General features: G+C 66.0%; 20 protein-coding genes and 2 tRNA genes. 4 read left to right on the top strand and 18 right to left on the bottom strand.

Annotated features, from left to right (window positions below; genetic code table 11):
• Positions 1-107: 107 nt before the first annotated feature.
• The 9 genes from QUW00_RS02305 to QUW00_RS02265 all read right to left on the bottom strand — a co-directional run bounded on the left by QUW00_RS02305 (position 108) and on the right by QUW00_RS02265 (position 9931).
• A complete protein-coding gene (locus tag QUW00_RS02305) occupies positions 108-2534 on the bottom strand; it encodes a xanthine dehydrogenase family protein molybdopterin-binding subunit (protein ID WP_289612784.1) in 2427 nt (808 codons plus the stop codon).
• 3 nt (positions 2535-2537) lie between these two features.
• Complete coding sequence (locus QUW00_RS02300) at positions 2538-3080, bottom strand: (2Fe-2S)-binding protein (protein ID WP_289612783.1); 543 nt, start codon at positions 3078-3080, stop codon at positions 2538-2540.
• Positions 3077-3928: an FAD binding domain-containing protein gene (locus tag QUW00_RS02295; RefSeq protein WP_289612782.1), complete on the bottom strand. Its 852-nt coding sequence runs from the start codon at positions 3926-3928 to the stop codon at positions 3077-3079. Before QUW00_RS02295 ends, QUW00_RS02300 begins: the two co-directional genes overlap by 4 nt.
• Before the next feature lie 168 nt (positions 3929-4096).
• The gene (gene gdhA / locus QUW00_RS02290) at positions 4097-5452 is read right to left on the bottom strand and encodes an NADP-specific glutamate dehydrogenase (RefSeq protein ID WP_289612781.1); all 1356 of its coding nucleotides are present in this window, start codon (positions 5450-5452) and stop codon (positions 4097-4099) included.
• A gap of 320 nt (positions 5453-5772) precedes the next feature.
• The gene (gene selD / locus QUW00_RS02285) at positions 5773-6831 is read right to left on the bottom strand and encodes a selenide, water dikinase SelD (protein ID WP_289612780.1); all 1059 of its coding nucleotides are present in this window, start codon (positions 6829-6831) and stop codon (positions 5773-5775) included.
• A 48-nt stretch (positions 6832-6879) separates the two neighbouring features.
• A complete protein-coding gene (locus QUW00_RS02280; protein WP_289612779.1) occupies positions 6880-7122 on the bottom strand; it encodes a DUF3343 domain-containing protein in 243 nt (80 codons plus the stop codon).
• A 13-nt stretch (positions 7123-7135) separates the two neighbouring features.
• Positions 7136-8290: an aminotransferase class V-fold PLP-dependent enzyme gene (locus QUW00_RS02275; RefSeq protein WP_289612778.1), complete on the bottom strand. Its 1155-nt coding sequence runs from the start codon at positions 8288-8290 to the stop codon at positions 7136-7138.
• 44 nt (positions 8291-8334) lie between these two features.
• A complete protein-coding gene (gene yedF, locus QUW00_RS02270) occupies positions 8335-8976 on the bottom strand; it encodes a sulfurtransferase-like selenium metabolism protein YedF (protein ID WP_289612777.1) in 642 nt (213 codons plus the stop codon).
• A gap of 118 nt (positions 8977-9094) precedes the next feature.
• Positions 9095-9931, bottom strand: a complete 837-nt coding sequence (locus tag QUW00_RS02265; RefSeq protein ID WP_289612776.1) for a formate/nitrite transporter family protein — start codon at positions 9929-9931, stop codon at positions 9095-9097.
• 228 nt (positions 9932-10159) lie between these two features.
• On the opposite strand from QUW00_RS02265, the gene QUW00_RS02260 reads away from it, so the two are divergent.
• Positions 10160-10236, top strand: a tRNA-Pro gene (locus tag QUW00_RS02260).
• Positions 10237-10241: 5 nt separating this feature from the next.
• Positions 10242-10315, top strand: a tRNA-Gly gene (locus QUW00_RS02255).
• A gap of 58 nt (positions 10316-10373) precedes the next feature.
• On the opposite strand, the gene QUW00_RS02250 is transcribed toward QUW00_RS02255, so the two are convergent.
• From QUW00_RS02250 to QUW00_RS02215, 8 genes are all read right to left on the bottom strand, one after another.
• Positions 10374-11543 carry an MFS transporter gene (locus tag QUW00_RS02250; protein ID WP_289612775.1) on the bottom strand — a complete coding sequence of 390 codons (1170 nt, stop codon included), beginning with the start codon at positions 11541-11543 and terminating at the stop codon, positions 10374-10376.
• An 83-nt stretch (positions 11544-11626) separates the two neighbouring features.
• Positions 11627-12397: an acyl-CoA dehydratase activase gene (locus tag QUW00_RS02245; protein WP_289612774.1), complete on the bottom strand. Its 771-nt coding sequence runs from the start codon at positions 12395-12397 to the stop codon at positions 11627-11629.
• A gap of 69 nt (positions 12398-12466) precedes the next feature.
• Positions 12467-13642: a double-cubane-cluster-containing anaerobic reductase gene (locus QUW00_RS02240; RefSeq protein WP_289612773.1), complete on the bottom strand. Its 1176-nt coding sequence runs from the start codon at positions 13640-13642 to the stop codon at positions 12467-12469.
• Between the two features lie 220 nt (positions 13643-13862).
• Positions 13863-14942, bottom strand: coding sequence for a sulfate/molybdate ABC transporter ATP-binding protein (locus QUW00_RS02235; protein ID WP_289612772.1), 1080 nt, complete (start codon positions 14940-14942; stop codon positions 13863-13865).
• Complete coding sequence (gene modB / locus QUW00_RS02230; RefSeq protein ID WP_289612771.1) at positions 14942-16477, bottom strand: molybdate ABC transporter permease subunit; 1536 nt, start codon at positions 16475-16477, stop codon at positions 14942-14944. Before modB ends, QUW00_RS02235 begins: the two co-directional genes overlap by 1 nt.
• A 64-nt stretch (positions 16478-16541) precedes the next feature.
• Complete coding sequence (modA, locus tag QUW00_RS02225) at positions 16542-17402, bottom strand: molybdate ABC transporter substrate-binding protein (protein WP_289612770.1); 861 nt, start codon at positions 17400-17402, stop codon at positions 16542-16544.
• Between the two features lie 259 nt (positions 17403-17661).
• Positions 17662-18135, bottom strand: coding sequence for a MogA/MoaB family molybdenum cofactor biosynthesis protein (locus tag QUW00_RS02220; RefSeq protein WP_289612769.1), 474 nt, complete (start codon positions 18133-18135; stop codon positions 17662-17664).
• Between the two features lie 64 nt (positions 18136-18199).
• The gene (locus QUW00_RS02215; RefSeq protein WP_289612768.1) at positions 18200-19462 is read right to left on the bottom strand and encodes a molybdopterin molybdotransferase MoeA; all 1263 of its coding nucleotides are present in this window, start codon (positions 19460-19462) and stop codon (positions 18200-18202) included.
• A 235-nt stretch (positions 19463-19697) separates the two neighbouring features.
• On the opposite strand from QUW00_RS02215, the gene QUW00_RS02210 reads away from it, so the two are divergent.
• Positions 19698-21104 (top strand): chloride channel protein, encoded by a 1407-nt coding sequence (locus QUW00_RS02210; protein WP_289612767.1) that lies wholly within the window; start codon positions 19698-19700, stop codon positions 21102-21104.
• Positions 21101-22072, top strand: coding sequence for a diacylglycerol/lipid kinase family protein (locus QUW00_RS02205; RefSeq protein WP_289612766.1), 972 nt, complete (start codon positions 21101-21103; stop codon positions 22070-22072). The genes QUW00_RS02210 and QUW00_RS02205 overlap by 4 nt, the downstream gene beginning before the upstream one ends.
• A gap of 66 nt (positions 22073-22138) precedes the next feature.
• On the opposite strand, the gene QUW00_RS02200 is transcribed toward QUW00_RS02205, so the two are convergent.
• Positions 22139-22717, bottom strand: coding sequence for a xanthine phosphoribosyltransferase (locus QUW00_RS02200; RefSeq protein ID WP_289612765.1), 579 nt, complete (start codon positions 22715-22717; stop codon positions 22139-22141).
• Positions 22718-22844: the final 127 nt, after the last annotated feature.

The raw sequence follows: 22844 nt of genomic DNA, 5'->3' as shown, positions 1-22844 counted from the left end.
CGATCCGCACCGTACCTGCCGGAAGCGGGTCTTGACCCCTTGCCGACAAGTTTGTACCCGGCCCCATCTTGCCGCCCGCCAGGTTTGTACCCGGCACCATCTTGTCGCTACTCGCCGAACAGAGCCTTTTCGGGGGTGATCGGCAGCGTGCGGACGTAGTGCCCCGTCGCGTGAGCGACGGCGCTCGCGATCGCGGGGCTCGGCGTGTTGATCACGACCTCGCCGATGGATTTCGCGCCGAAGGGGCCGGTCGGCTCGTAGCTCGGGGCAAACTCCACGCGGATGTCGGGCAGATCGAGGCGCGTCGGGACCTTGTAGGTCATAAACGAGCGGGTGCGCATGCGCCCGGTATCGCTGTACTGGACGTCCTCGGTGAGCGCCATGCCGATGCCCTGGCCGATGCCTCCCTCCGCCTGCACGCGGGCGAGGTTCTCGTTCACCACGGTGCCGCAGTCGACCACGCTCACGTAGTCGACCACCGTCACCTTGCCGGTCGCCTTGTCGACGTCGACCTCGGCGATACCGCTCATGAAAGGCGGCGGGCTCGTGGGCGAGCTCGCTGCGGCATGCGCCGTGAGGCAATCGCCGTCACCGCCCGCGACGAGCTTGTTGGCAAGCTCGACCAGCGACATCTGTGCCACGGGCTCGGCGTCGGGCGCGGCCTGGGCGAGACGATACGAGCGCGCGATGGCCTCGACGTCGTCGTAGATACCCGAGAACTCCGGGGTCGTCTCGCCGGACGCCGGCTCGAGCGTGCCGGGGGCGAAAGCGAGGAGGTTGTCGCCATCGAACAGCACGTCGTCCACATGCACGCCCATGAAACCGGCGGCGCGGGCACGCAGCTCGGCGATGAGCTTCTCGGATGCCTTCAGGACGGCCATGCCAGTCAGATAGGTGCTTGCGCTCGCGTACGACCCGGTATCGAAGGGCGACACGTCGGTATCGACGCCGTGGACCACGATGCGGTCGGTGTCGCAGCGCAGCGCCTCGGCCGCGAACTGCGCCAGGATCGTGTCGCAGCCCGTGCCCATGTCGGTCGCGCCGATGGACAGCGTGTAGAAACCGGTCTCCTCGACGCGCAGGTCGACCGAGCCGATATCGATCTTGGCGATCGCGGAGCCCTGCATGGACAGCGCCACGCCGAGTCCGCGCACGCGATCGCCCAGATCGCGGCGAAGCGGCTTGTCGCCCCAGCCGATCATCTCCATCGCGCGGCGCAGGCAGTCGGCGGCCGTGCAGGAATACAGCTCGTTGTCGTCGTATTGAGCCAGACGCTCGCCGGGGGTGACGAGGTTTTTCAGCCGCAGCTCGCAGGGATCCATGCCGAGCCGGTCTGCCAGCTCGTTGACGGCGGACTCCACGGCAAACAGGCCCTGCGTCGCACCGTAGCCGCGATAGGCTCCGGCGGGCATGGTGTTGGAGTACACGACGTCGAACGCAAAGCGGCTCGCGCGGGCGCGGTTGTACAGAGGCAGGCTCTTGTGACCGGACAGGCCGACGGTCGTGGGCCCGTGCTCGCCATAAGCACCCTGGTTGGACAGGGTGTACAGATCGATGGCCACGATCGTACCGTCGTCTTTCGCGCCCAGGCGCACGTGCATCTGCATCTCATGGCGCGAGTTGGACGAGGCGAGCGTCTCCTCACGCGTGTAGATGATCTTGGAGGGACGCCCGGTCATGTACGTCACGAACGCGCAGAAGATCTCGTTGCAGCCGCTTTGCTTGGCGCCGAAGCCGCCGCCGATGCGTGGCTTGACCACGCGCACGCGCGATTGCGGTATGTCGAGGGCGTTGGCCACCATGCGGCGCACGTGGAACGGCACCTGCGTGGAGGAGGTCACCGTGATGCGGCCGTAGGCGTCGATCTCGGCGAAGGAGCGGAACGTCTCCATCATCGCCTGCGCGTCGGCGAGCGTGTGGTAGGTCTCGTCGATGACGAGGTCGCACTCGGCGAAGGCAGCTTCGAGGTCGCCGTGCTCGGACAGACCCGAGGCCACGACGTTGCGCATGCGGTCGTTGTTGATCCATGCGCCGTTGACGTGGTAGTTGTCCTCGGGATGGATGACGATCGGGTTGCCCTTGGCCTGGGTGAAGTCGAGGACGGGCTCCATGACCTCGTAGTCGACCTTGATGAGCTTGAGGGCGCGCTCGGCCGCATCGGCGGTCTCGGCGGCCACGATGGCGACCTCGTCGCCCACGTAGCGGACGACCTCGTCGAGGATGAGGCGGTCGTAGGGGCTCGCCTCGGGGTAGCTTTGGCCGGCGAGCGTGAAGCGCTTGTTCGGCACGTCGCGGTAGGTGTAGACGGCGACGACACCGGGGATCTTCATGGCGCGCGACGTATCGATGGCCCGAATCCGCGCGAAAGCGTGCGGGCTGTGGAGAATCTTCACCGTCAGCGTGTCGGCGGGAACGAGGTCGTTGGTAAACAGGGGCTTGCCGGAGAGCAGCGCGGCGGCGTCCTTCTTGACGGTGCGCGCGCCGACGTGCGCGAGGTTCACGCGCTCGCTCTCGCGGGTAACGATCATGCTCATGGGCTACTCCCCCTTTCCAGCCGCCGCGGAAGCCTCGCCGGCAGCGGCGAAACGGCTCGCCATATAGCGGCGGATGGCGCGGCGCTGGCTCGTGTAGCCGGTGCAGCGACACAGGTTGCCGGCCAGATAGGAATCCATGTCCTCATCGGAGGGCATCGCGGGCTCGACGCCCTGCGCGACCGCGCGGTCGCGGATCTCGCGCTCCATGGCGAGCACGTTCATGATGAGGCCGGGCGAGCAGAAGCCGCACTGCTCCGCACCCTCCTCGGCCATGCAGCGGGCGAAATCGGCGGACTCGGCCTGCAGGCCCTCGAGGGTGGTGACCTCGTGGCCGTTCGCGCGCATCATGGGTACGGCGCAGGACAGCACCGCGCGCCCATCGAGCCACACCGTGCACAGGCCGCAGTTCGTGGTCTCGCACGCGCACTTGACGGACTTGCAGCCCCGGTCGCGCACGAACGAAAGCAGCGACATATCGGGCGCCACGCTTGCGATGATCTTCTTGCCGTTCAGGACGACGCTCACGTCCATCAGCTTCTCGCTCATGCAATCGCCTCCTCACCGGCGCAAACGGCCCGAGCGGCCTCCAGGGCTTCGGGCGAATCGTACCGAGCCGCGTCGACGATGGCGCGGGCGGCGAGCACGCCGGCGAGATGACGGCGATAGCGCTCAGAGCCCCACAGATTGGAACTGTACTTCAGCGAGCGCACCGCCTCGACGGCGCTCGCGAGCTCGGCGGGCGCAGGAGCAGTGGGCGCGAGCCCCAAGTCGGCCCCGATAAGCAGGCGGGCCTTCGCCGGTCGCGCGCCCACCGAAACATGCCAGTCGCCGTCCCAGTACGCGGCGCAGGCGTTGATGGTCGCGAAGTCGGTGGCGGCCTTGCGGACGCAGCGGTAGGAGGCACGGTAATCGTGCTTGCGAATCACGATGTGCGTCAGGATGTCGAGCTCGTAGGGCATGTCGACGAACTGCGTGAGCGGGACGCGCCCCGCCTCGGCGAGCTCGACCTCGGCGTCGAGCGCGAGCAGCGCGCAGATGACGTCGGAGAAGCCAAAGCGACCGAACACGCTGCCGCCGACGGTTGCGAGCTGGCGGAACTGCACGCCCACGATGTCGCGGACGGCAGCGTTGAGCACGTTGCCCGTCGCGACGTTGAGCGCGGCGTCGCACTCGAGCTGGCGCAGGGTGACGTAGGCGCCGATGCGAAACTCGTCATCGGTCTCCTCGATCTTGTCGAGTCCGCAGTCGGACAGATCGATCACGCAGGGAACCGTTCGGTCGGACAGGCGCATCCACATGCCTCCGCCGAGCACCTGGGCGCCCTTGCGAAACTTGAGCACCTCCAGCGCGTCGGCAACGTTTGCCGCCCGAACAAATCTTCCGAATCTGAGCATTCCTCCCCCATCCTCAAGGCGGGTCGATTCTTTGCCGGAATCCTCAGTGTACCGGAGCAGCGCTTCTTCTGCATCCGTCCCCCATACCGGGCTCATATATCCACAGGAAGGCCCCGCACGCAACGGGGCGTGCGGGGCCTTCGAAGGGGTGGTCCGTGAAATGGCGTCCTAGCAGATGCCCTGGGCCATCATCGCGTTGGCGACCTTCAGGAAGCCGGCGATGTTCGCACCGGTCACGAAGTCGCCCTCGTGCCCGTAAGCGCGCGCCGTGTCGTCCACGTTGTGGAACATGCCGCGCATGAGCGCCTCAAGCTTGCCGTCGACCTCCTCGAACGTCCAGGAGAGGTGCTCGGCGTTCTGGCTCATCTCGAGGCCGGAGACGAGCACGCCGCCGGCGTTCGCGGCCTTGCCGGGCATGAAGGCGACGCCGTTCTCCTGCAGGTAGACGGTCGCATCGGGCGTGGTGGGCATGTTGGCGCCCTCGCCCACGACCTTGCAGCCGCCCGCGACGAGCGCCTGGGCATCCTCGAGCGTCAGGGTGTTCTCACGGGCGCAGGGCAGCGCGATGTCGCAGGGAAGCTGCCACACGCCGCGGCCATCCTCGGCGTGCCAGACGGCGTTCGGGCGCTTGTCGACATACATCGCGAGGCTCACGCCCTTGTCGTGGCCGGAGCGCTTCTGGTTGTAGATGTCCTCGAGCACCTGGTAGTCGATGCCGTCGGGATCCTCAACCCAGCCCTTGGTGTCGGAGGCGGCGATGACCGTTCCGCCCAGCTGCGAGACCTTCTGGATCGCATAGATCGCGACGTTGCCGGAACCGTGCACGACGACCTTCTTGCCCTCGAACGAGTCGCCGCGGCTCTTCAGGTACTCGTCGACGAAGTACACAAGACCGTAGCCGGTCGCCTCGGTGCGTGCGAGCGAGCCGCCGAAGGTGAGGCCCTTGCCGGTGAGCACGCCGTTCCACTCGTTGCGCAGGCGCTTGTACTGGCCGAACATATAGCCGATCTCGCGGCCGCCCACGCCAAGATCGCCGGCGGGAACGTCGGTATTGGGGCCGATGTGGCGCGAGAGCTCGGTCATGAAGCTCTGGCAAAACGCCATGACCTCGCGGTTGGACTTGCCCTTGGGGTCGAAGTCCGAGCCGCCCTTGCCACCGCCCATGGGCAGCGTCGTGAGCGCGTTTTTGAAGATCTGCTCGAAGCCGAGGAACTTGAGCATGCCGAGCGTCACCGTGGGATTGAAGCGCAGGCCGCCCTTGTAGGGGCCGATCGCCGAGTTGAACTCGACGCGGTAGCCGCGGTTGACCTGGACCTTGCCCTCGTCATCGACCCACGGCACGCGGAACATGATCACGCGCTCCGGCTCGACGATGCGCTCGAGCAGCGCCTGCTCCTCGAACTCGGGGTGCGCATCGAGCGCGGGCTGAATGGTCTCGAGGACCTCGGTGGCAGCCTGCAGGAACTCGGGCTGGTCGGCATAGCGCTCGCGCAGCTCGGCGATGACCCTCTCGGAATACGTCATGGTAGTCCTCCCCTGTACTGTCTTCTGGAATGCGCACCCATACTACTACGCAGGAAGAGCGCTTTATTTCAACAAAGTGTATGGAGGATTTCTGTTCGATAACGTTTTGGCAGCTCACGCCCCATACGTTTGCGGCGGTGTTGCTAAAACGTTTCATGCGTGTTTCCCTGCGTTACAGGCAGGAGCGCATGCGGCGTGGCGCGCGCAACATCGCTGCAGCGCCTATCGTGCGGTACCGGTTTTCACGCGCGAAACGCCGGCATGGTCGCTCGCGCCCGTCATCCACCACGCTTGGCGCTTGGCTGCTTATGGTTTGGGGGCTAGCGGCCGCGCCGCACCCGAACGCGCGCTCCGCCCTCATAGGGATGAACCTCCCCGATACGCTGTACGGACGGCACGGCGGGACCCGCCGCGACGAGCGCGCGCTCGAGCGCGTCGACATCATCGGGGTCGACGGCGAACAGCAGGCCGCCCGACGTCTGGGGATCGAACAGCACATCAGCGACGGCGAGGGGGACGGCTACGTCGATGTCCACCTCGGCCTCGGCGAAACGCCGGTTGCGGTAGACGCCCGCGGGCAGGATGCCCATGGCGGCATAGTCCAGCACGCCGGGCAGAAACTCGAAGGCATCGGCATGCAGCTCAATCCTGGTATCGGACCCCTGCGCGAACTCAAGCGCGTGGCCGAGCACCGCAAACCCGGTGATATCGGTGCAGGCGTGCACGCGATATGGACGGGCCGCCTCGGCGGCGGTGCGGTTGAGCGTCGCCATGATGCCCTCGACGAGCGCGCGCTCGTCCTCCCCCGCCAGGCCTCCCTTGAGCGCCGTGGTCAGAACGCCGATGCCCACGGGCTTGGTGTAGATGAGCACGTCACCGGGGTGCGCCGTGTCGTTGCGAAGCAGGCGCTCGGGGTCGATCACGCCCGTCACCGACAGCCCGTACTTGGGCTCGGGGTCGTAGATGCTGTGGCCGCCCGCCACGATGGCGCCCGCCTCGGCAACCTTCGTGGCGCCGCCACGCAGAATCTCGCGGACGGCGTCTTTGGGCATGTCCTCGGGCACGGCCATGATGTTCAGGGCGGTGATGGGCGTCGCGCCCATCGCGTAGATATCCGACAGGGCGTTGGCGGCCGCGATCTGACCGAAGGTGAACGGATCGTCGGCAATCGGCGGGAAGAAGTCGAGCGTCTGGACGATCGCGAGGTCGTCGCGCAGGCGGTAGACGGCGGCATCGTCGGCATGGTCGAAGCCGACGAGCAGGTTGGGATCGCGCACCTGGGGAAACCCCTCGAACAGCTGGGCAAGCTCGCCGGCGCCGACCTTCGCCCCGCATCCCGCGCATTCGGCGAGCTTGGTGAGCTTCACCTTCGTCTCCATGGAACTGGACCTCCTTCGATCGCGTGGCGCGCAACGCGCCCGTGTACCCTACAGCATCAGGCGATAGACGCCTTCGGGAACGAGATGCCCCTCGACCGCGGCGTGAAACGCCTGCAGCGCCTCGTCGGATGCGGGCATGGACCACGCCAGCCCGCATTCCGAATCGATCTCGACGGGCAGGGGTATGATGCGCCCTTCCAGACGCGCCTCGCCGCACAAGCGCTCGGCCTCCATCGCATCGAACGTGCTTGCAAACGAGACGACGAAGCGCTCGCTCTTCTCGCGAACCATGACGATGCGCCCCCTATCCGCGCGACGAGAGCTCGCCGGCGATCTCGGATACCGCCGAGGCTGCCGCATCCACCTCGTCGACCGTCGTGTACCAGCCGAACGAGACGCGGACCGCGCCGCGCTCGAGCGTGCCCAGGGCGGCGTGCATGCGCGGGGCGCAGTGAAGGCCCGCGCGGGTCGCGATGTCGTACTCCTGGGCGAGCCGGTCCGCCAGGCTCGACGAGTCGATACCCACAAGATTGAGCGCGACCGCACCGGTGTGCGCATGCCCGTCCGAAAGACCGTACACGGTGACGCCGGACAGGTCGCGCACGCCCGCGACGAAACGCTCGCGCAGGGTGCGCTCATGCTCCTCGACGCGCTCGATGCCCACGTCCAGCAGAAACGCCATGGCGGCGTCAAGCCCCGCGAGGCCGTGCGCGTTCATCGTGCCCGCCTCCAGGTGCTCCGGATAGCTTTCCGGCTGGAAGGGGTCGGCGCTCTTGACGCCCGTCCCCCCGTGGACAAGCGGCGTGAGCTCGACTTCCGGCGACACGGCGAGCCCACCGGTGCCCTGCGGACCCATGAGGGCCTTATGCCCGGTGAAGCAGACGATGTCAGCCCCGATACCGGCCATGTCGAGCGGATACGCACCGAGCGTCTGGGAGGCGTCGAGCACGAGCAGCGCCCCGTGTCCGTGCGCCGCGGCGGCGAGCGCCGGAGCATCCGTGACCGCGCCGGTCAGGTTGGAGGCGTGCGTGGCGACGACCGCACGGGTCGTCGGCCTGAACAGGCCTTCAAGCGCCTCCATATGAAGCCGCCCGTCGCGGCCGGCGGGCAGATAGCTCACCTCGATGGCCCCGCGTCGCTCGAGCTCGTGAAGCGGGCGCAGCACCGAGTTATGCTCGAAGTCGGTCGTGATGACGTGGTCGCCGGGGCGCAGCAGGCCGAAGATCGCGGTGTTTAAGGCCATCGTCGCGTTCTGGGTGAAGATGACGCGCTCCGGATGGTCGAAGCCGATCAGCCGCGCGAGCCGCACGCGGGCACCTGCGACCGAGCGGGCGGCCGCGAGGTCGTCGGACGATGCCCCGCGCGAGCAGCTGCCCGCCCCCGCCATGGCGGCAAGCACGGCTTCGGCGACCGCCGGGGGCTTTCGAATCGTCGTTGCGGCGTTGTTGAGATAGATCATGGAAGCTCCCTGCCGAAGGCTCGCATGTCGTGTGGGCGACGGTTCTAGAGCGTCACGATCTTGTCGGGGCCGAGCACGAACTCCGAAATCGCGTACAGGTTGGTCACGCCGCCCACGGCGAGCTTGTCGCGCAGGCCATGGAAATCCAGGCAGGTGCCGCAGGTGAGCACCTCGCAGCCACGGCGCTCGAGCTCGCGAACGTCTTCGACGAGCTCGGAGCCCTCGCAGGTGAGCGCGGCACCGTCGTTGAAAAACACGATGCGGTGCGGGGGAACCTCGGCCTGCGACATGGCGTAGACCAGGCCCTTGATGAGGATGTTGCCGAGCTCGGGTGCACCCTGTCCGAGCGCCTTCGATCCGACGAACACGGTGACGGGCCGCTGTGCCGAGGGCGCATCGGGCACCGGGCAGGCGATTCCCGCCTGCGCGAGCGCGGCGTCATCGCCCTCGGGGTTCTCGGCCGCCTCCGCCGAAACGCCGGCGATCGTGACCGCCCATCCGCCCTCGATCGCATCGACGGACGCGCTGCCCTGCTTGCTGGCGGCGAGGCGCTTGAGGTTCTCGACCGCAACGGTGTTGTCCACCAGCACCCGCACGCACCCCTTCGCCGCGGGGTCCTGCAGCGCCTTCATGGCGCGAATGACGGGCTTGGGACAGGTTTCGCCAAACGAATTGATCTCAATCATCGACAGCATCCTTTCGAACGTGAATGCGGCAGTCCTGATGAGATTTTATTATCTATTTATTCCTTTGCAAGGATAATAGCGTGCGAATCGGCGATCGGACACCGGCGGGATGTCGGCGTTACGCCCGGCGGCCGTAGGCGAACCAATAGCCGAGCGCCACGAGCACGGCGCCGCCCACGACGTTGCCAAGCGTCACCGGGATGAGGTTGCCCGCGATGCCCGCGATGTCGAGCGACGCCGCCCCCGGAATGGCCTCGCCGTAGCCGTTCGCGACCATGCACGCCCCCATCGGCAGGAAGAACATGTTGGCGACGCAGTGCTCGAAGCCGCACGCCACGAACGCCGAGATGGGCAGCAGGATGCCGACCACCTTGTCGACCACGGTCTTGCCCGCAAAGCCGATCCAGACCGCGAGGCACACGAAGACGTTGCACAGCACGCCGCGCGAGAACAGCGTCAGCCAGTCGGGCGTGACCTTGCCCGCCGCGAGCGACACCATCGTCGTCGCGACGGCCTCGCCGTTCAGCTGATAGATCTTCGCCGCATACACGAGCGCCACGACGAGCAGCGACCCCGCGAAGTTACCGAGCCACACGATGGCCCAGTTGCGAAGCAGGCCGCGCACGCCGATGCGCTTCGAGGCGAGGGCGCAGACCATAAGCGAGTTGCCGGTGAACAGCTCCGCCCCGCACAGGAGCACGAGCACGAGCCCCAGACAGAAGCACAGACCGCCCACGACGCGCTGCGGTCCCCACGACAGGGAGGCATCGGAGAGGAACACCGTGAAGAACAGGCCGCCGAAGGCGATGAAGGCGCCGGCGAACATCGCGAGCACGAAGGTTTTCGCGACAGGAAGGCCCGCCTTACCGATTGCCGCCGCCTCCGCCTTGGCCTCGATATCGGCGGGTGCCAAGCACTCGGTCGTCGGATGCGCCGTCGTCTTATCCGTAGTCATACCATCGCCTCTCTCCCGTACGCCGGCCGGCGTGCCCGGCCGCGCGATGCTCCTACTATACGCATTCTGAACAACGGGGTGTAGCGCGCAGACCCAACCGTTCGGAAGCTCACACACGGAACTTTTGTCATCCTCGTGTATAGCGGTTGCCGCGATTCGGGACCTGCCCTATACTTTGGAAGCCTTGGGACTAGCACAGGTCGAAGACCGCTGGCTGCTCAACACCTTCGGGACGTGGCGCAGTTTGGTAGCGCGCCTGCTTTGGGAGCAGGATGTCGCAGGTTCGAATCCTGTCGTCCCGACCATATCTGCGGGCGTAGTTCAATGGTAGAACCCCAGCCTTCCAAGCTGATGACGCGGGTTCGATTCCCGTCGCCCGCTCCACACGAAACGCAGGCCAGACGCGTAAAGCATCTGGCCTGCTTGCTTATCGAGATATTGGTTATGCGCGTCGGGTCACACGGTTCGTCCATTCGGCGGCGACGATCATGGCGAGCAGAAACACGCCGAGGTAGATCGGGTAAAGCTTTACCGAGACCACCTGGGCGAGCACGCCGAACGCGGGCGACGCCACCAGGTAGCCGATATAGGCGATCGCCATCTGCATGCCGGTCAGCTCCAACGCGACATCCTCGCCGAAGCGCTTGGGCGTCGCATGGATGATCGACGGGTAGATGGGCGCGCAGCCCGAACCGATCAGTACGAGCGCCGCGGGCAGCAGATGGCGCAAGCCGGGCACGAGCATCACCACGACGCCCGCGGCGATCAGAACCTGACCGAGGCGGATCATCTGCTCGTCTTTCAGGCGCATGGTCAGAAAGCCGCTCACCCCGCGCCCGACCGTGATGCCGATGTAGAACAAAGACGCCCAGCTCGCGGCCGTACTCGCCGAGATGCCGCCTGCGAGCGCGCAATAGGTCGCCGCCCAGTTGCCGCACGTCCCCTCGACGGAGCAGTAGCAGAAAAAGCAGATGAGTACCGGCACGACCCCGCGCACACCGAGCAGCTCGCGACGCGTACGCCGTACCTTCCCCCGCTGCCCATCGGTACCCGCCGCATGCGGGAGTTTGCGATCCTTCCACAGCGGCAGCGACAGCGTCAGCACCGCGACGATCACGAGTTGCGCGATACCGAGCGCACGGAAGCCGTCGTTCCACGAACCGATTCCAAGGCACATCGACATGATGACCGGACCGCCGCTCGCGCCGACACCCCACATGCAATGAAGCCAGCTCATGTGCTGCGACTTATAGTGCACCGCCACATATGCGTTGAGCGCCGCGTCGACCGCACCGGCCCCCAGACCGTAGGGAATCGCCCAGAGGCACAGCTGCCAGAACTCGCCGGAGAGCGAAAAGCCCATCAGGGCGGCGGCGGTCAGCAGCACACTCGCCGCCGTCACGCGGCCCGTGCCGAACCGATCGACCACGCGCACCGACATCAAGCTCGACGCGATCGTTCCCGCCGAGATGATCATGCTGACGGCACCGACCCATGAGAGACCGGCTCCCAGCGCAGGCGCCATCGTCGGCCACGCCGACCCGATCGCCGAATCGGGAAGCCCGAGGGCTATGAACGCAAGATAGATGATGGGAAGAAGACCCACTGGCACGACGCCTCCGAACCGCGACTTGTTTGAACAACATCACGGCATCGTAGCATAACGGGGCAGGTGAAAATACGTCTGACGCGATTTCACAGGGCAAGCGCCCGCTCGGCGGCGCCGAGGGCGCCGGCGTAGCGCGCCTCAGGACACGTCGTCACGGGGGCACCGAGCGCGTCCGAAAGCCGCTCGACCACGAACGCGTTGTCGCACAGCCCACCGGTCAGGAAAAACGGACCCGTGGGCGACTGCCCGGCAAGCGCTGCGACGCGGGCGACCACGGAATCGACAACCCCGCGCGCGATATCGGCGCGCGGCACGCCGCGACCGACCAGCGAGATCACCTCGGACTCGGCAAACACCGTGCACATGCTCGAGATCTTGGTCTCGGCGCCCCCACGGGCCAAGCGGGCCATCTCCTCCTGCGACACGCCGAGACGGTCCGCCATGATCTCGAGGAACCTGCCCGTTCCGGCGGCGCACTTGTCGTTCATGGCGAACTTGACGACACGCCCGCCTTTCAACTGGATGACCTTGGTGTCCTGGCCGCCGACATCCACGACGGTTCCCTGCGGCCCGAACAGGCACGCCGCGCCGATGCCATGACAGGTGATCTCGGTCACGACCTTATCGGCATATGGCACGGCGATGCGTCCGTATCCGGTCGCCACGATCCGAACGGCATCCGATTCTACGTCGTGCCCAGCGGCAGCCAATGCATGTGCGACGCGGTCGGCAGCGTCGACACTCGAATAGCCCGTTGGCATGAGCTCGCTGTGCACCAGCGCGCCATCTCTATCGAGCACCGCGACTTTCGTCGCCGTCGACCCGATGTCGACACCGATTCCGTACCTGCTTCCCATCAGTCCGTCCTTACAGCCTTTCCCGTGCGGCACCCGAAAGCGATTCCGGGCGCCACGCGGCAACAACCCCTACAGCGTCTCGATGAACGCGCCGATACGCGTGTCGATCTGTCCCTGGTCGCCTGCGCTGTAGTCGGTCTCGATCTTCATATACGGAACCCCTGCGCCCTCGACGGCGCGCTCCATGAGCGCCGCCTCGACATTGAACGTGTGGCAGGCGGTCAGAACGCTTTCGATGACGCCGTCGACGTGATACTTCTCGATCATCTTGAGCGTGTTGTCCATGCGACCCGCATTCGGCGTCAAGACGGAGCAGTTGATATCGAGATAGCGATCGGAGATGGCACGCAGGATATCCGGCGCCTCCTCGTCGATCAGGCTCGCCTGCGTACGCTCGCCCGAGCAATCGTCGGCGCACACGACGACGCCGCCATTGCACTCGATGGTCCGACCGATCTTGTTGATTACGCCGCCGATGGGACATCCCGTCACGAGCAGGCGCTTGGCGTCGGCGGGCACGGGGCGCTCCCCTGCCTCATATTGCGCGCGGCGCTCGGCGGCAAGCGCTTCGAGCTTGACGGTGAACTCCTCGACATCGAAGCTGAACGTCGCGGCGAACATCGTGCTCATGAGCTCCACGCCGCTCATCGCGGGCGGCTCGGCGGCCTGCAGGTTGTAGAGCGCTGTCATCGCCCGACGCATGCGGTTGCGGCGGCGGACGGCTGAGCGCAGGTCGCCATCGGTGATGGTGATGCCGTAGAGCTCCTCGAGCCGCTCCTTGAGCAGACGGCACTCCTCGTACCAGGCGTCGCGCTCGTACGCGCGACCGCGACCCTGCGGCAGATGCAAGATGTGCGTCGGCTTGAGCTCATCGAGCAGCTCGTACATCTTCTTCTTGCCGTCGCAGGTCGTCTCACCGACGATGATGTCGGAGAAGAAGGTGAACGGGCACTTTTCCGAAGACGCGAACCCATAGGTCGACTTGATCAGAGGGCAGAGATTCGCCGGAAGCGTCGCCTCCGCGGCAGGGATGACCTCGTCGGAGGTGCCGCAGAGCGCCACGCCCGACGCACCGGCGGCATCGATGATCTCGAGCGGGGTGTAGCTGCAGAGGTATCCGACCAGGCGGCCACCGGCCTGCTTGAAATCCTTTACCCGGATGAAACTGGCACGACGCTGCTCGTTAAACTCCTCGAAGGTGCGCGGCAGCGGATAGCGGTCGGCTTTCGTCTCGGTATCGCCCATGGCTGGTCCTTTCACGTCATGCGGTCACGAGCGATACGATGATAAATTATCCTCACAGAACTTCATTCTTTGCAGACTATAATCGTGAGCTGGCATTCGGTGAACGGTATATGCACCTGGATCTGAACGAAACCACCGACACTGCGCCTTCACACAACGGGCGAAATTACGTCTGCCCTATTTCGTGTTTACGTGAAAAATGTCTGCCCCAGTTCACCTGTCAGCGGCTGACGAGATGGATCCTCCGCGCGTCAAAATGCATCCGCAGCACGTCGCCCTCGTGCGGCAAGCGCTCCATGGGCACGTCGATCTTGCGCAAGCGCCACTGCAGGCGGCTCGGCGCGTCCTCGCGCGGCACATCGAGCAGCACCAACCGCTCGAACCGCGAGTCGCTCACGCGCGCGACGCGCAAATCGTAGCTGTTGCGGCCGCGCTCCCCTTCGGGCCGCTCCTTGTCCTCATGGAAGTAGCTCGCCCGGATCCCGAGGTACGCCACGTCGTCGGGCACCTCGCGACCCACGTCGAACGTCATGCCCCAGTCGAGCGCGCGCACGACGGTGGGTGCGACCTTGATTGCAGGGCTCGTGTTCTTGCATCCGGTCAGCCGCAGGGCCGCAAGCGACTGCGGATGCGCCATGAGCTCGTCGGGCCGGCCGATCTCCTCGACCCGCCCGTCGTGCATCACGACGATGCGCTCGCACAGACGACAGGCCTCGTCGATATCGTGGCTCACGTAGAGCACGGTGCGATTCACGACGGAAAACACATCGAGCAGATTCTGCTCGAGCGCGCTTTTCAGATAGGAATCGAGCGCGGAAAACGGCTCGTCAAACATGAGGATGCGCGGCCGCGCGGCGAGCAGGCGCGCCAGCGCCACACGCTGCTGCTGGCCGCCGGACAGGCGCGTCGGATAGCGGCCGGCGAGCTCGGACACGCCGAAGATCTCCAGGAACCTCATGGCGTCGGCACGTTGCCGATCCCGCCCGATCGAGACGTCCATGCCCGCACGGACGTTATCGAGCGCCGTCAGGTGCGGGAACAGCTGGTAGTTTTGAAACAGCAGCGCGCATTTTCGCTGTTGAGGCGTCAGATTGATACCCGCCCCGGAGTCGAAGAAGGTGATGCCATCGACGACGATGCGTCCCTCGTCGGGCGTATCGACACCGGCGATGCAGCGCAGCGTGCAGCTCTTGCCGCATCCCGAGGCGCCGAGCAGGCCGATGCGCTCCTCCCCCGCCTCGAAGGCCACGTCGAGCGAGAAGCCCGGATAACGTTTCCGTATCGACAGCGACAGCGACATCAGCTCGACCTCCCTTCATTGCCGACAGGTGCCGAATCGCGATCGACCAGCAGCGCAGCCAGGGCATCGCGATCGATACGGACCGCATCGCCACCATGGGCCTCAAGCCCGTCCACCTTCATCGGCGCGCCATCTCCCCGCGAGCGCCCCGCTCGGCGCAGACCGCGCTCCCGATAGCGCAGGGTGCGGGCGGTATAGAGGTTGATGAAGAGGATGACGAGGAAGCTGAACAAGATGACAACGACGACCCAGAACAGGGCGACGTCGGTATTGCCGCTCATCCACTCGAAGTAGATGGCGATGGGAATCGTCTGCGTCACGCCCGCGTAGTTGCCGGCGAAAAACAGCGTGCAGCCGAACTCGCCCATGGCGCGCGCGAACGCAAGCACGGTGCCGGCCGCGATGCTCGGCCACGCGAGCGGCAGCATGATACCGGTGAAGATGCGCCGCTCCGACCACCCGAGCGTGCGCGCCGCGTCGAGCATCTGCTCGTCAAGCGCCTCGAAGGCGCCGAGCGCGGTGCGGTACATGAGCGGAAAGGACACGACGATGGCGCTGATCACGGCAGCGGGCCAGGTGAACACGAGCGCGATCCCGTGGTCGATGAGCCAGCGGCCCACCGCGGTGGACTGGCCGAACAGCAGCAGGAGCAAAAAGCCGCAGACCGTGGGCGGCAGCACCATGGGGATCGTGAACACCGAGTCGAGCAGGCCCTTCAGCCGACTCGAGGTGCCTGCGGTCCTCCACGCAGCAAGAAGTCCCAGCACGAAGGTCACGGCAAGCGCCATACCGCTCGTCTTGAGCGAGACCCAGAACGGCTGCATATCGAGGTCGGCGAAAAACGCAGCGAGCTCATCTTGCCAGGTAGGAGCAGCCACCGTGGCGACGTCACCGGCGGCAACGAGCGCGGCGTTATCCACCCATAGGGCGCCGTCGCCCAAATCGAACCCCGAAACCGCCGCTTCCTGCGACGGCGTCGAATCCTGCGGGATATAAGCGGGCTGCACCGAGGTGTAGACGCCCTCGCCCACCTTCGCACGGAACACGTAGCGGTAGGCGCCCTCGAGCACCTCGTTTTGCGTCGTCACCGTCCAGGGTTTCTGCTCGTCGGCCAGCAGCGCACCGCCATGCGCGTGGCTTTCGTCCAGCTGTTTGATCAGGGCGATGAGCGCCTCGACGTCCTCGACGTCATCGGCTCGGAAGCCTGCCGTCTCGGCGGCGGCTTCATCGACATGCACCCAAATGCTCTCGGGCGCGTTCACGATCACGACCGTGCTGCCGTCTGCCACCGGAAAGCGATAGCCCAAGTCGACATCGTCGACGAGACGCTGCGCACCGGCGTTGTAGCGCGTGAACCCCTCGAGGCCGAAGCCCGCCTGCGCGTCGACAGCGGAACCCTCCCGGTTCTCACTCGCGGCAACATCGTCGGCCCAGGTGCGCGCCGGCGTACACGCAAGCGAGATGAAGCACGTCACAACGAGCACGAGGGCCAACAAGCCCGCGCTCCCGCATCTCCACCCCGTTCTTTCGGCCACCGCCATCACCTTTCGCCATGCCGTTCCGCCACCGACAAGATTGTACCCGGCACCATCTTGTCGCCTAGGCGAGCTCGAAGCCGTACTCGGCCCAGGCCGCCAACGCGTCCTCGTCCGTCATGCAGAACTCGAGGAAGTCGGCAGCGACCTCGGCATGCCCCGAAGATGAGGAGACGGCGCCCGGATAGACGATCGCCTTGTGCGATTCATCGGGACAGGTATAGGCGACCTCGATGCCGTCGTAGCGGTACACATCGGAGCTGTAGACGAACCCGATGGCGCAATCGCCGGTCGACACGTACTGCGCTGCGGTACCAACCTTGTCGGCCAGGCTCACCTTGTCGGCGATGCTCGATGCATACGAGCCGGTCTCGCCCGCAGCCTCCGTGTAAAGCCCCACGCTCGCGAGGGCCTGATTGGCGTATTTGCCCGCAGGCACCGCGCCGGGCTCGCCGATGGCAATCCTGCCGTCGACGGAAGCGACGTCCTCGAGGGACGCGATCTGGATATCCGAATCCTCCCCGCGCACGATCACCAAATCGTTGACGAACAGGTCCCGACGGGTCGATTCATCGATCAGATCGCCCATGGCGGCATCGTCCATCGTGCCGGCAGAAGCGGTGATCAGGATGTCGACCGGTGCCCCGCCGCGCATCTGTTCGACAAGGTCGCCCGACCCCTTGTACTGGGTGTCGGAAAAGGTCACACCGGTCTTCTCGGTGTAGAGGGCCTCGACCTCGGGCAGCGCCTTCTCGAGGGAATTGGCGGCGAAGACCTGCAACTCGACAGCGGGTTCGTCACCGTTCGCGGCGGTTTGCGCCGACCCTTGATCCATCGCACCCGAGGAGCACCCGGCGAGCGCAAAGGCAAACGCTGCGGCACACCCGAGCGCGCAGGCGAAACGGCGTAACATTGAGATGGACATGACCTGATCCTCTCTCTCCTCATCTCATTCCAAAGCGCGCAGAAGAGCTGCGTGGGGATGAAAGGAGCACGTCCCCGTCCATCCACATGGGTTGAAAGGAACACGTCCCCAACCAACCCATTGCCCAGTATTATACTCAGTTGAGAATAATAGAAGACGTGCGCAAGGAAGGCTTGGCATCGGATAGAGGAACGGTCGGGCTTGGGCGGCAAGCGGAAGCCATGGGTTGAACGGAACACGTCCCCAAATAACCCATGGTTCAGTGTCCTTCGCCGGTCGCCATCCGCACCGCATGCTCAAACTGGTCCGCAATGGCTTCCCAGTTCTCGCGCGCCGCCTTCGTGGAACCCGGAAAATTGACGACCAGCGACTTCCCGCGCTGCATGCACACGCCTCGCGACAACATCGCCCGCCGCGTCTTGGTCATCGAGTACGCCCGCAGGGCCTCCGCGATACCGGGCACATCCCGCTCGCATGCGTCGCGCGTCGCCTCGGGCGTGACGTCACGCGGCGACAGCCCCGTCCCTCCACAGGTGATAACGATATCTGCTGCGAGCTCATCGACCGCATGCATGATCTCCGAAGCGATGCGCGCCCGCTCGTCGTGCACGACGACATGCTCGACAACCGTCCAGCCCGCCTCATCGGCAAGCGAGGCCAGCGCGCCGCCCGCCTCATCGGATGCGATATCGCGCGTATCCGAACAGGTAATGATGGCAAAGGATAGATTCACGGCAACCTCCAGGTCCAATTTCTGGAGCGCAGCGGCTTGCCTGCCGCGCTCCGTCGACTCTTTGCTACAGGACCGTGCCCTCGTCGATATCGATGCGCACGCAGGGCACCGCGTCGCCTGCCGCGTACCCCCGTCTGCCTTCGGGCACCATGACGAGGCAATTCGCATGCTGCAACGTGCCGAGCAGCGAGGAGTCCTGGCTCTTCGCCTCCATGACCACCAGCTCGCCGGTTTCGCCGTCGCGCGCCAGCCGGGCGCGGTTGTAGTAGCGCCGCTCTTGCTTTTTGGGCACATCGTGACCGATGCGAGCCAGCTGGACCGGACGCGGACCCGCGGAAAAGCCCAGCATGCGGCGGATCGCCGGGCGCGCGAGCATCTCGAAGCCGACAGCCGCGGCCGCGGGGTTGCCCGAAAGGCCCAAGAACGGCACGTCGCGCACCATGCCAAAGGTGATCGCCTTGCCAGGTCGCAGCGAGATGTAGTCGAACAGCACCTCGCCCTCCTGCGCCACGAGCGCCGTCACGTAGTCGTAGTCGCCCGAAGAAGCGCCGCCGCTCGTGATGACCATGTCGCATTCAGCGGCGGCGCGCATCACAAGCTCGCGGATGGAGACAGGGTCGTCGGCCACGATGCCGAAGAACCGCGGCTCGGCACCCGCCTCACGTGCCGCGGCGAGCAGCACCGACGCGTTGGCGTCGCGGATCTGCCCGCGTCGGGGAACGCGCGTGGGGTCGACGATCTCCGACCCGATGGAGATGATGCCGACCACAGGCCGGGTGTGGACGGCGACCTCGGCAGCGCCGGCGGACGCGAGCAGGCCCACACCCGCCGCGCTCGGCACCTCACCGGCGCGCATCACGACATCGCCCGCGCGGGCCTCGAGGCCGGCACGGCGCACGTCGTTGCCGACCGGGACCGCATGGCGAAAGGCGACCCGAGACCCCTCGTTGCCGTCGCCTTCCAGCACCTCGACGATCTCATACTTGACCACCGCGTCGGCGCCGTCGGGAAGCGGAGCCCCCGTCATGATTCGAATCGTCTGACCGACCCCGACAGCGCCCTCGAACACCTCGCCGGCGGCCTCGTGTCCGATCACTTCCAAAACCACGGGGGCGCTCTCCCCTGCAGCGGCCAGATCGGCAGCCCGGACGGCATAGCCGTCCATGGCGCTGTTGGCATACGGCGCCAAGTCGATATCCGTGACGACGTCCTCGGCGAGCGGACGCCCTGCCGCCTGCCACGAAGCGATGCGCTCGGGCGGCGTCGGAAGCACGTGATCCAGCACGATCGCCTGCGCCGTCTCAAGGGAGATCATCTCCTTGGACATGGAAGGTCCTCCCCTTCTCGCGATAAATCATTCTCATCCAAGAACAATCTATCACGAGATTACGATCCAGGCTGCACCCCTTCTGCCAACGGACGGACAAACGGATGGCGGAAGGGGCGCAACGCCGGCACAGGGACCGAGAAATGGACTGGCAAAGGAAGCACCGACGTCTCCTGCGCCGCGGAGGGCCGGCGTATAATTGCTTCGTTGCCGTCACGATGCACAAGGAGTCGTTATGCCCGTCCCGCCAACCGATATGCTGCGCCGCGCGCGCCGTCACGGCACCGGCTTCGTGAGCGCCCTCGGGCTGGAGCTGGCGCACACCGAGCGGATGCTCGCCGACGACGCCGCTCGCGACTGGGACAACATGCGCGCGAGCATGCGAACCCTGGCGCTCACCGTGCTGGTGTCCGCTCTCATGGGCGCTGCCGCCTGGGCGTTTCTGACGGCCCTCGGCATCGCGACCTCCGCGCGCGAGCGCCATCTGTGGCTGTTCGCGCTGCTGCCTGTCGTCAGCGTGGCGACAGCCTGGATCTACCGAAACCACGGACTGCGCGCGGCGCGCGGCAACAACCTCGTCATCGACAGCTCGGTGACCGGCACCCCCATCCACGCGCGCATGGCAGTCCTTACGTTTTTCTGCTCCATCGCGACACATCTCGCCGGAGGGTCGGCGGGGCGCGAGGGCACCGCCGTGCAGATCGGCGGAACCATCGCGAGCAACGTGGCGGGCATCTTCCGCCTCGGCGGCCGCGACCGGCAAGACCTTATGCTCGCCGGAATCTCCGCGGCGTTCGGCGGCGTGTTCGGCACACCGCTCGCCGGCGCCTTCTTCGGCATGGAGATGTGCACGATCGGCAAGCTCAACTACAGCGCGGGCCTCTATTGCCTCGTCGGCTCGTTTACCGGTGATGCCGTCGCGCGCCTGTGCGGGGTGCACCACAGCGTCAACGTCATCTCGTCTGTGCCGACCATGGAGCCCGCCACCTTGGCGATCGTGGTCGTCTCGAGCATCGTATTCGGTCTTGTCGCCCGTCTGTTCTCCCTCGCCATCAGGGCCGTCCGGAAGTTCTACGCGGCGCGGTTCACCAGCTATCTCGCGGCGGCGCTCGCAGGTTCGCTCGTCCTGCTGGCCACGTATGCGGTCTTTGGCCTGTACCGTTACGGCGGCCTGTCGGAATGGCTCGTGGGCGCCGGATTCTCCGGGCGCACCGGCCCGCTCGACGCGCTGGCCAAGCTCGTCATGACGGCGCTGACGCTCGGCGCCGGCTTTCAGGGCGGCGAGGTGACGCCCCTGTTCGGCATCGGAGCCTCGCTCGGCGGCTGGGTCGGCCAGATCTCCGACATCGAACCGAGCTTCATGGCCGCCCTCGGCATGATCGGGGTCTTCGGCGCCGCGCTCAACGTGCCCATCACCACCGTCATGCTCGCCGTCGACCTGTTCGGCGGGCAGGCGGCCAACTGGTTCGTGATCGTCGCCTTCATCAGCTATCTTGTCGCCGGCCATCGCGGCGTCTACCCCGCACAGCGCATCGTCACCCCCAAGCGGCGCTCGCTGGCAGCCGACGAGGGCGAGACGGTCGAGGCGGTCATCGCGGGCGAGCGAGCGTCCGTCACCGAATCCGAAGGAGAACGCGCATGAGGGGCACCGACGCACTCGGGCGGACGCTTATCATCGTGAACCCCGCCGCCCAATCGGGCGCGGCGGGTGAAGTCGGCGAGCGACTCCGGCGGTTTTTGGCCATGTACCTGCATGGGCAGGACCGCTTCGAGCTCGTGTGCACCGAGGGCCCGCGCCACGCCATCGAGCTTGCCGCCGACGCCGCGGGATTCGATAGCGTGCTTGCCGTGGGAGGCGACGGGATCATCCATGAGGTGGCATGTGGACTGATGCGCATCGACCGCGAACATCGTCCCGCCCTCGGCGTCGTCCCCGTGGGCTCGGGCAACGATTTCGCCAAGACCCTCGGCATTCCCGAGGTTTCCTCCGACACCGATCTCGCCCGCATCCTCGCGTGCGAGAAAACGCCGTTTGACGTCGGGCGCGTGGAATTCACGCCCGCACGGGGACCCGCAAGCGCACGACGGGTCGAGTATTTCGTCGAGACGTTCTCGTTCGGCCTTGACGCGGCGATCGGCTTGGGAACCTACACGCTTCGCGCCTCCACCGGCCTTCGAGGGGCACCCCTCTATACGCTGAGCGGCCTTCAGACCTTTGGCATACGGTACCGCGACTACCCCGCCACGATATCCCTTGACGGCAAGGAGGAGCGACGCCTGCGCACCCTGATCTTCGCCATACAGCTCGGCCCCACCTATGGATCGGGTTATCGAATCTGCCCCGATGCGGACCCGACCGACGGTCTTTTCGATGTGTGCTATGCGAACGGTCCGGTGCCGCGCGTCATCGCCCTGCCGCTGTTCCTCTCGGCGAAAAACGGGCACCATGTTGGCTCGAAGCTCATCCATTCCCAGCGGACCGCGCGCATCGACCTCGCCTTCGATGCCGCCGACTACCCCATCCAGGCGGACGGCGAGCGCATCGAGGCGACACGCGCGACGGTGACCTGCCTGCCCGCCGAACTCGACGTGCTCAAGCCCACACGATAGGCGGCACGCGCGACAGCGCGCCCGCGCGGAGCGTTTCGATTGCGTATGGATGGTGGGCGCATGCCCCTAGGCGAACGTCAGCTCGCCGGTCTCGCAGTCCATTCCCACCAGACGCGCCAGGCTCTCGACGTGGTAGCCGCGCTCGCGCAGCTTGTCGCCGCCGCCCTGGAAACCCTTCTCGATGGCGATGCCGATGCCCTCGACCGTCGCGCCGGCGCTCTCGACGATGGTGATGAGCCCCTCGAGCGCGCAACCGTTCGCCAGGAAGTCGTCGATGATGAGCACGTGGTCATCCGGCGACAGGAAGCGCCTGCCGACGATCACAGGGTACTCGCGCTTCTTGGTAAACGAATAGATGGTCGTGGCGTACTGCTCGCCATCCAGGTTGATGGACTGCGCCTTTTTGGCGAACACGACCGGGACGTTACCGAAGTGCTGGGCGGCGATGCAGGCGATGCCGATGCCGCTCGCCTCGATGGTCAGAATCTTGTTGATGTTCGCGCCCTCGAACAGACGGGCCCACTCGGCACCCATGCGGTCAAACAGCTCGACGTCGCATTGGTGGTTGAGAAACGCATCCACCTTGAGTACGTTGCCGGCCTTCACGATGCCGTCCTGGCGGATACGATCCTCGAGCTCCTTCATGGTGCAACCCTCTCCCCGCCGCATACGCGACGCCTTTTGCGCGAAACCTCTGCATTGCAGGATACCACGACGCAGCTCATGCGCGCGAAAAAGCGACCCCGCTCGTGTGACCATCCGCGAAAAGAGC

This window comes from Collinsella tanakaei (assembly GCF_030373545.1).
Classification (GTDB): Bacteria; Actinomycetota; Coriobacteriia; order Coriobacteriales; family Coriobacteriaceae; genus Collinsella; species Collinsella tanakaei_C.
Note: the sequence above shows the minus strand (reverse complement) of the source record. Positions and strands in the feature narration are given on the sequence as shown.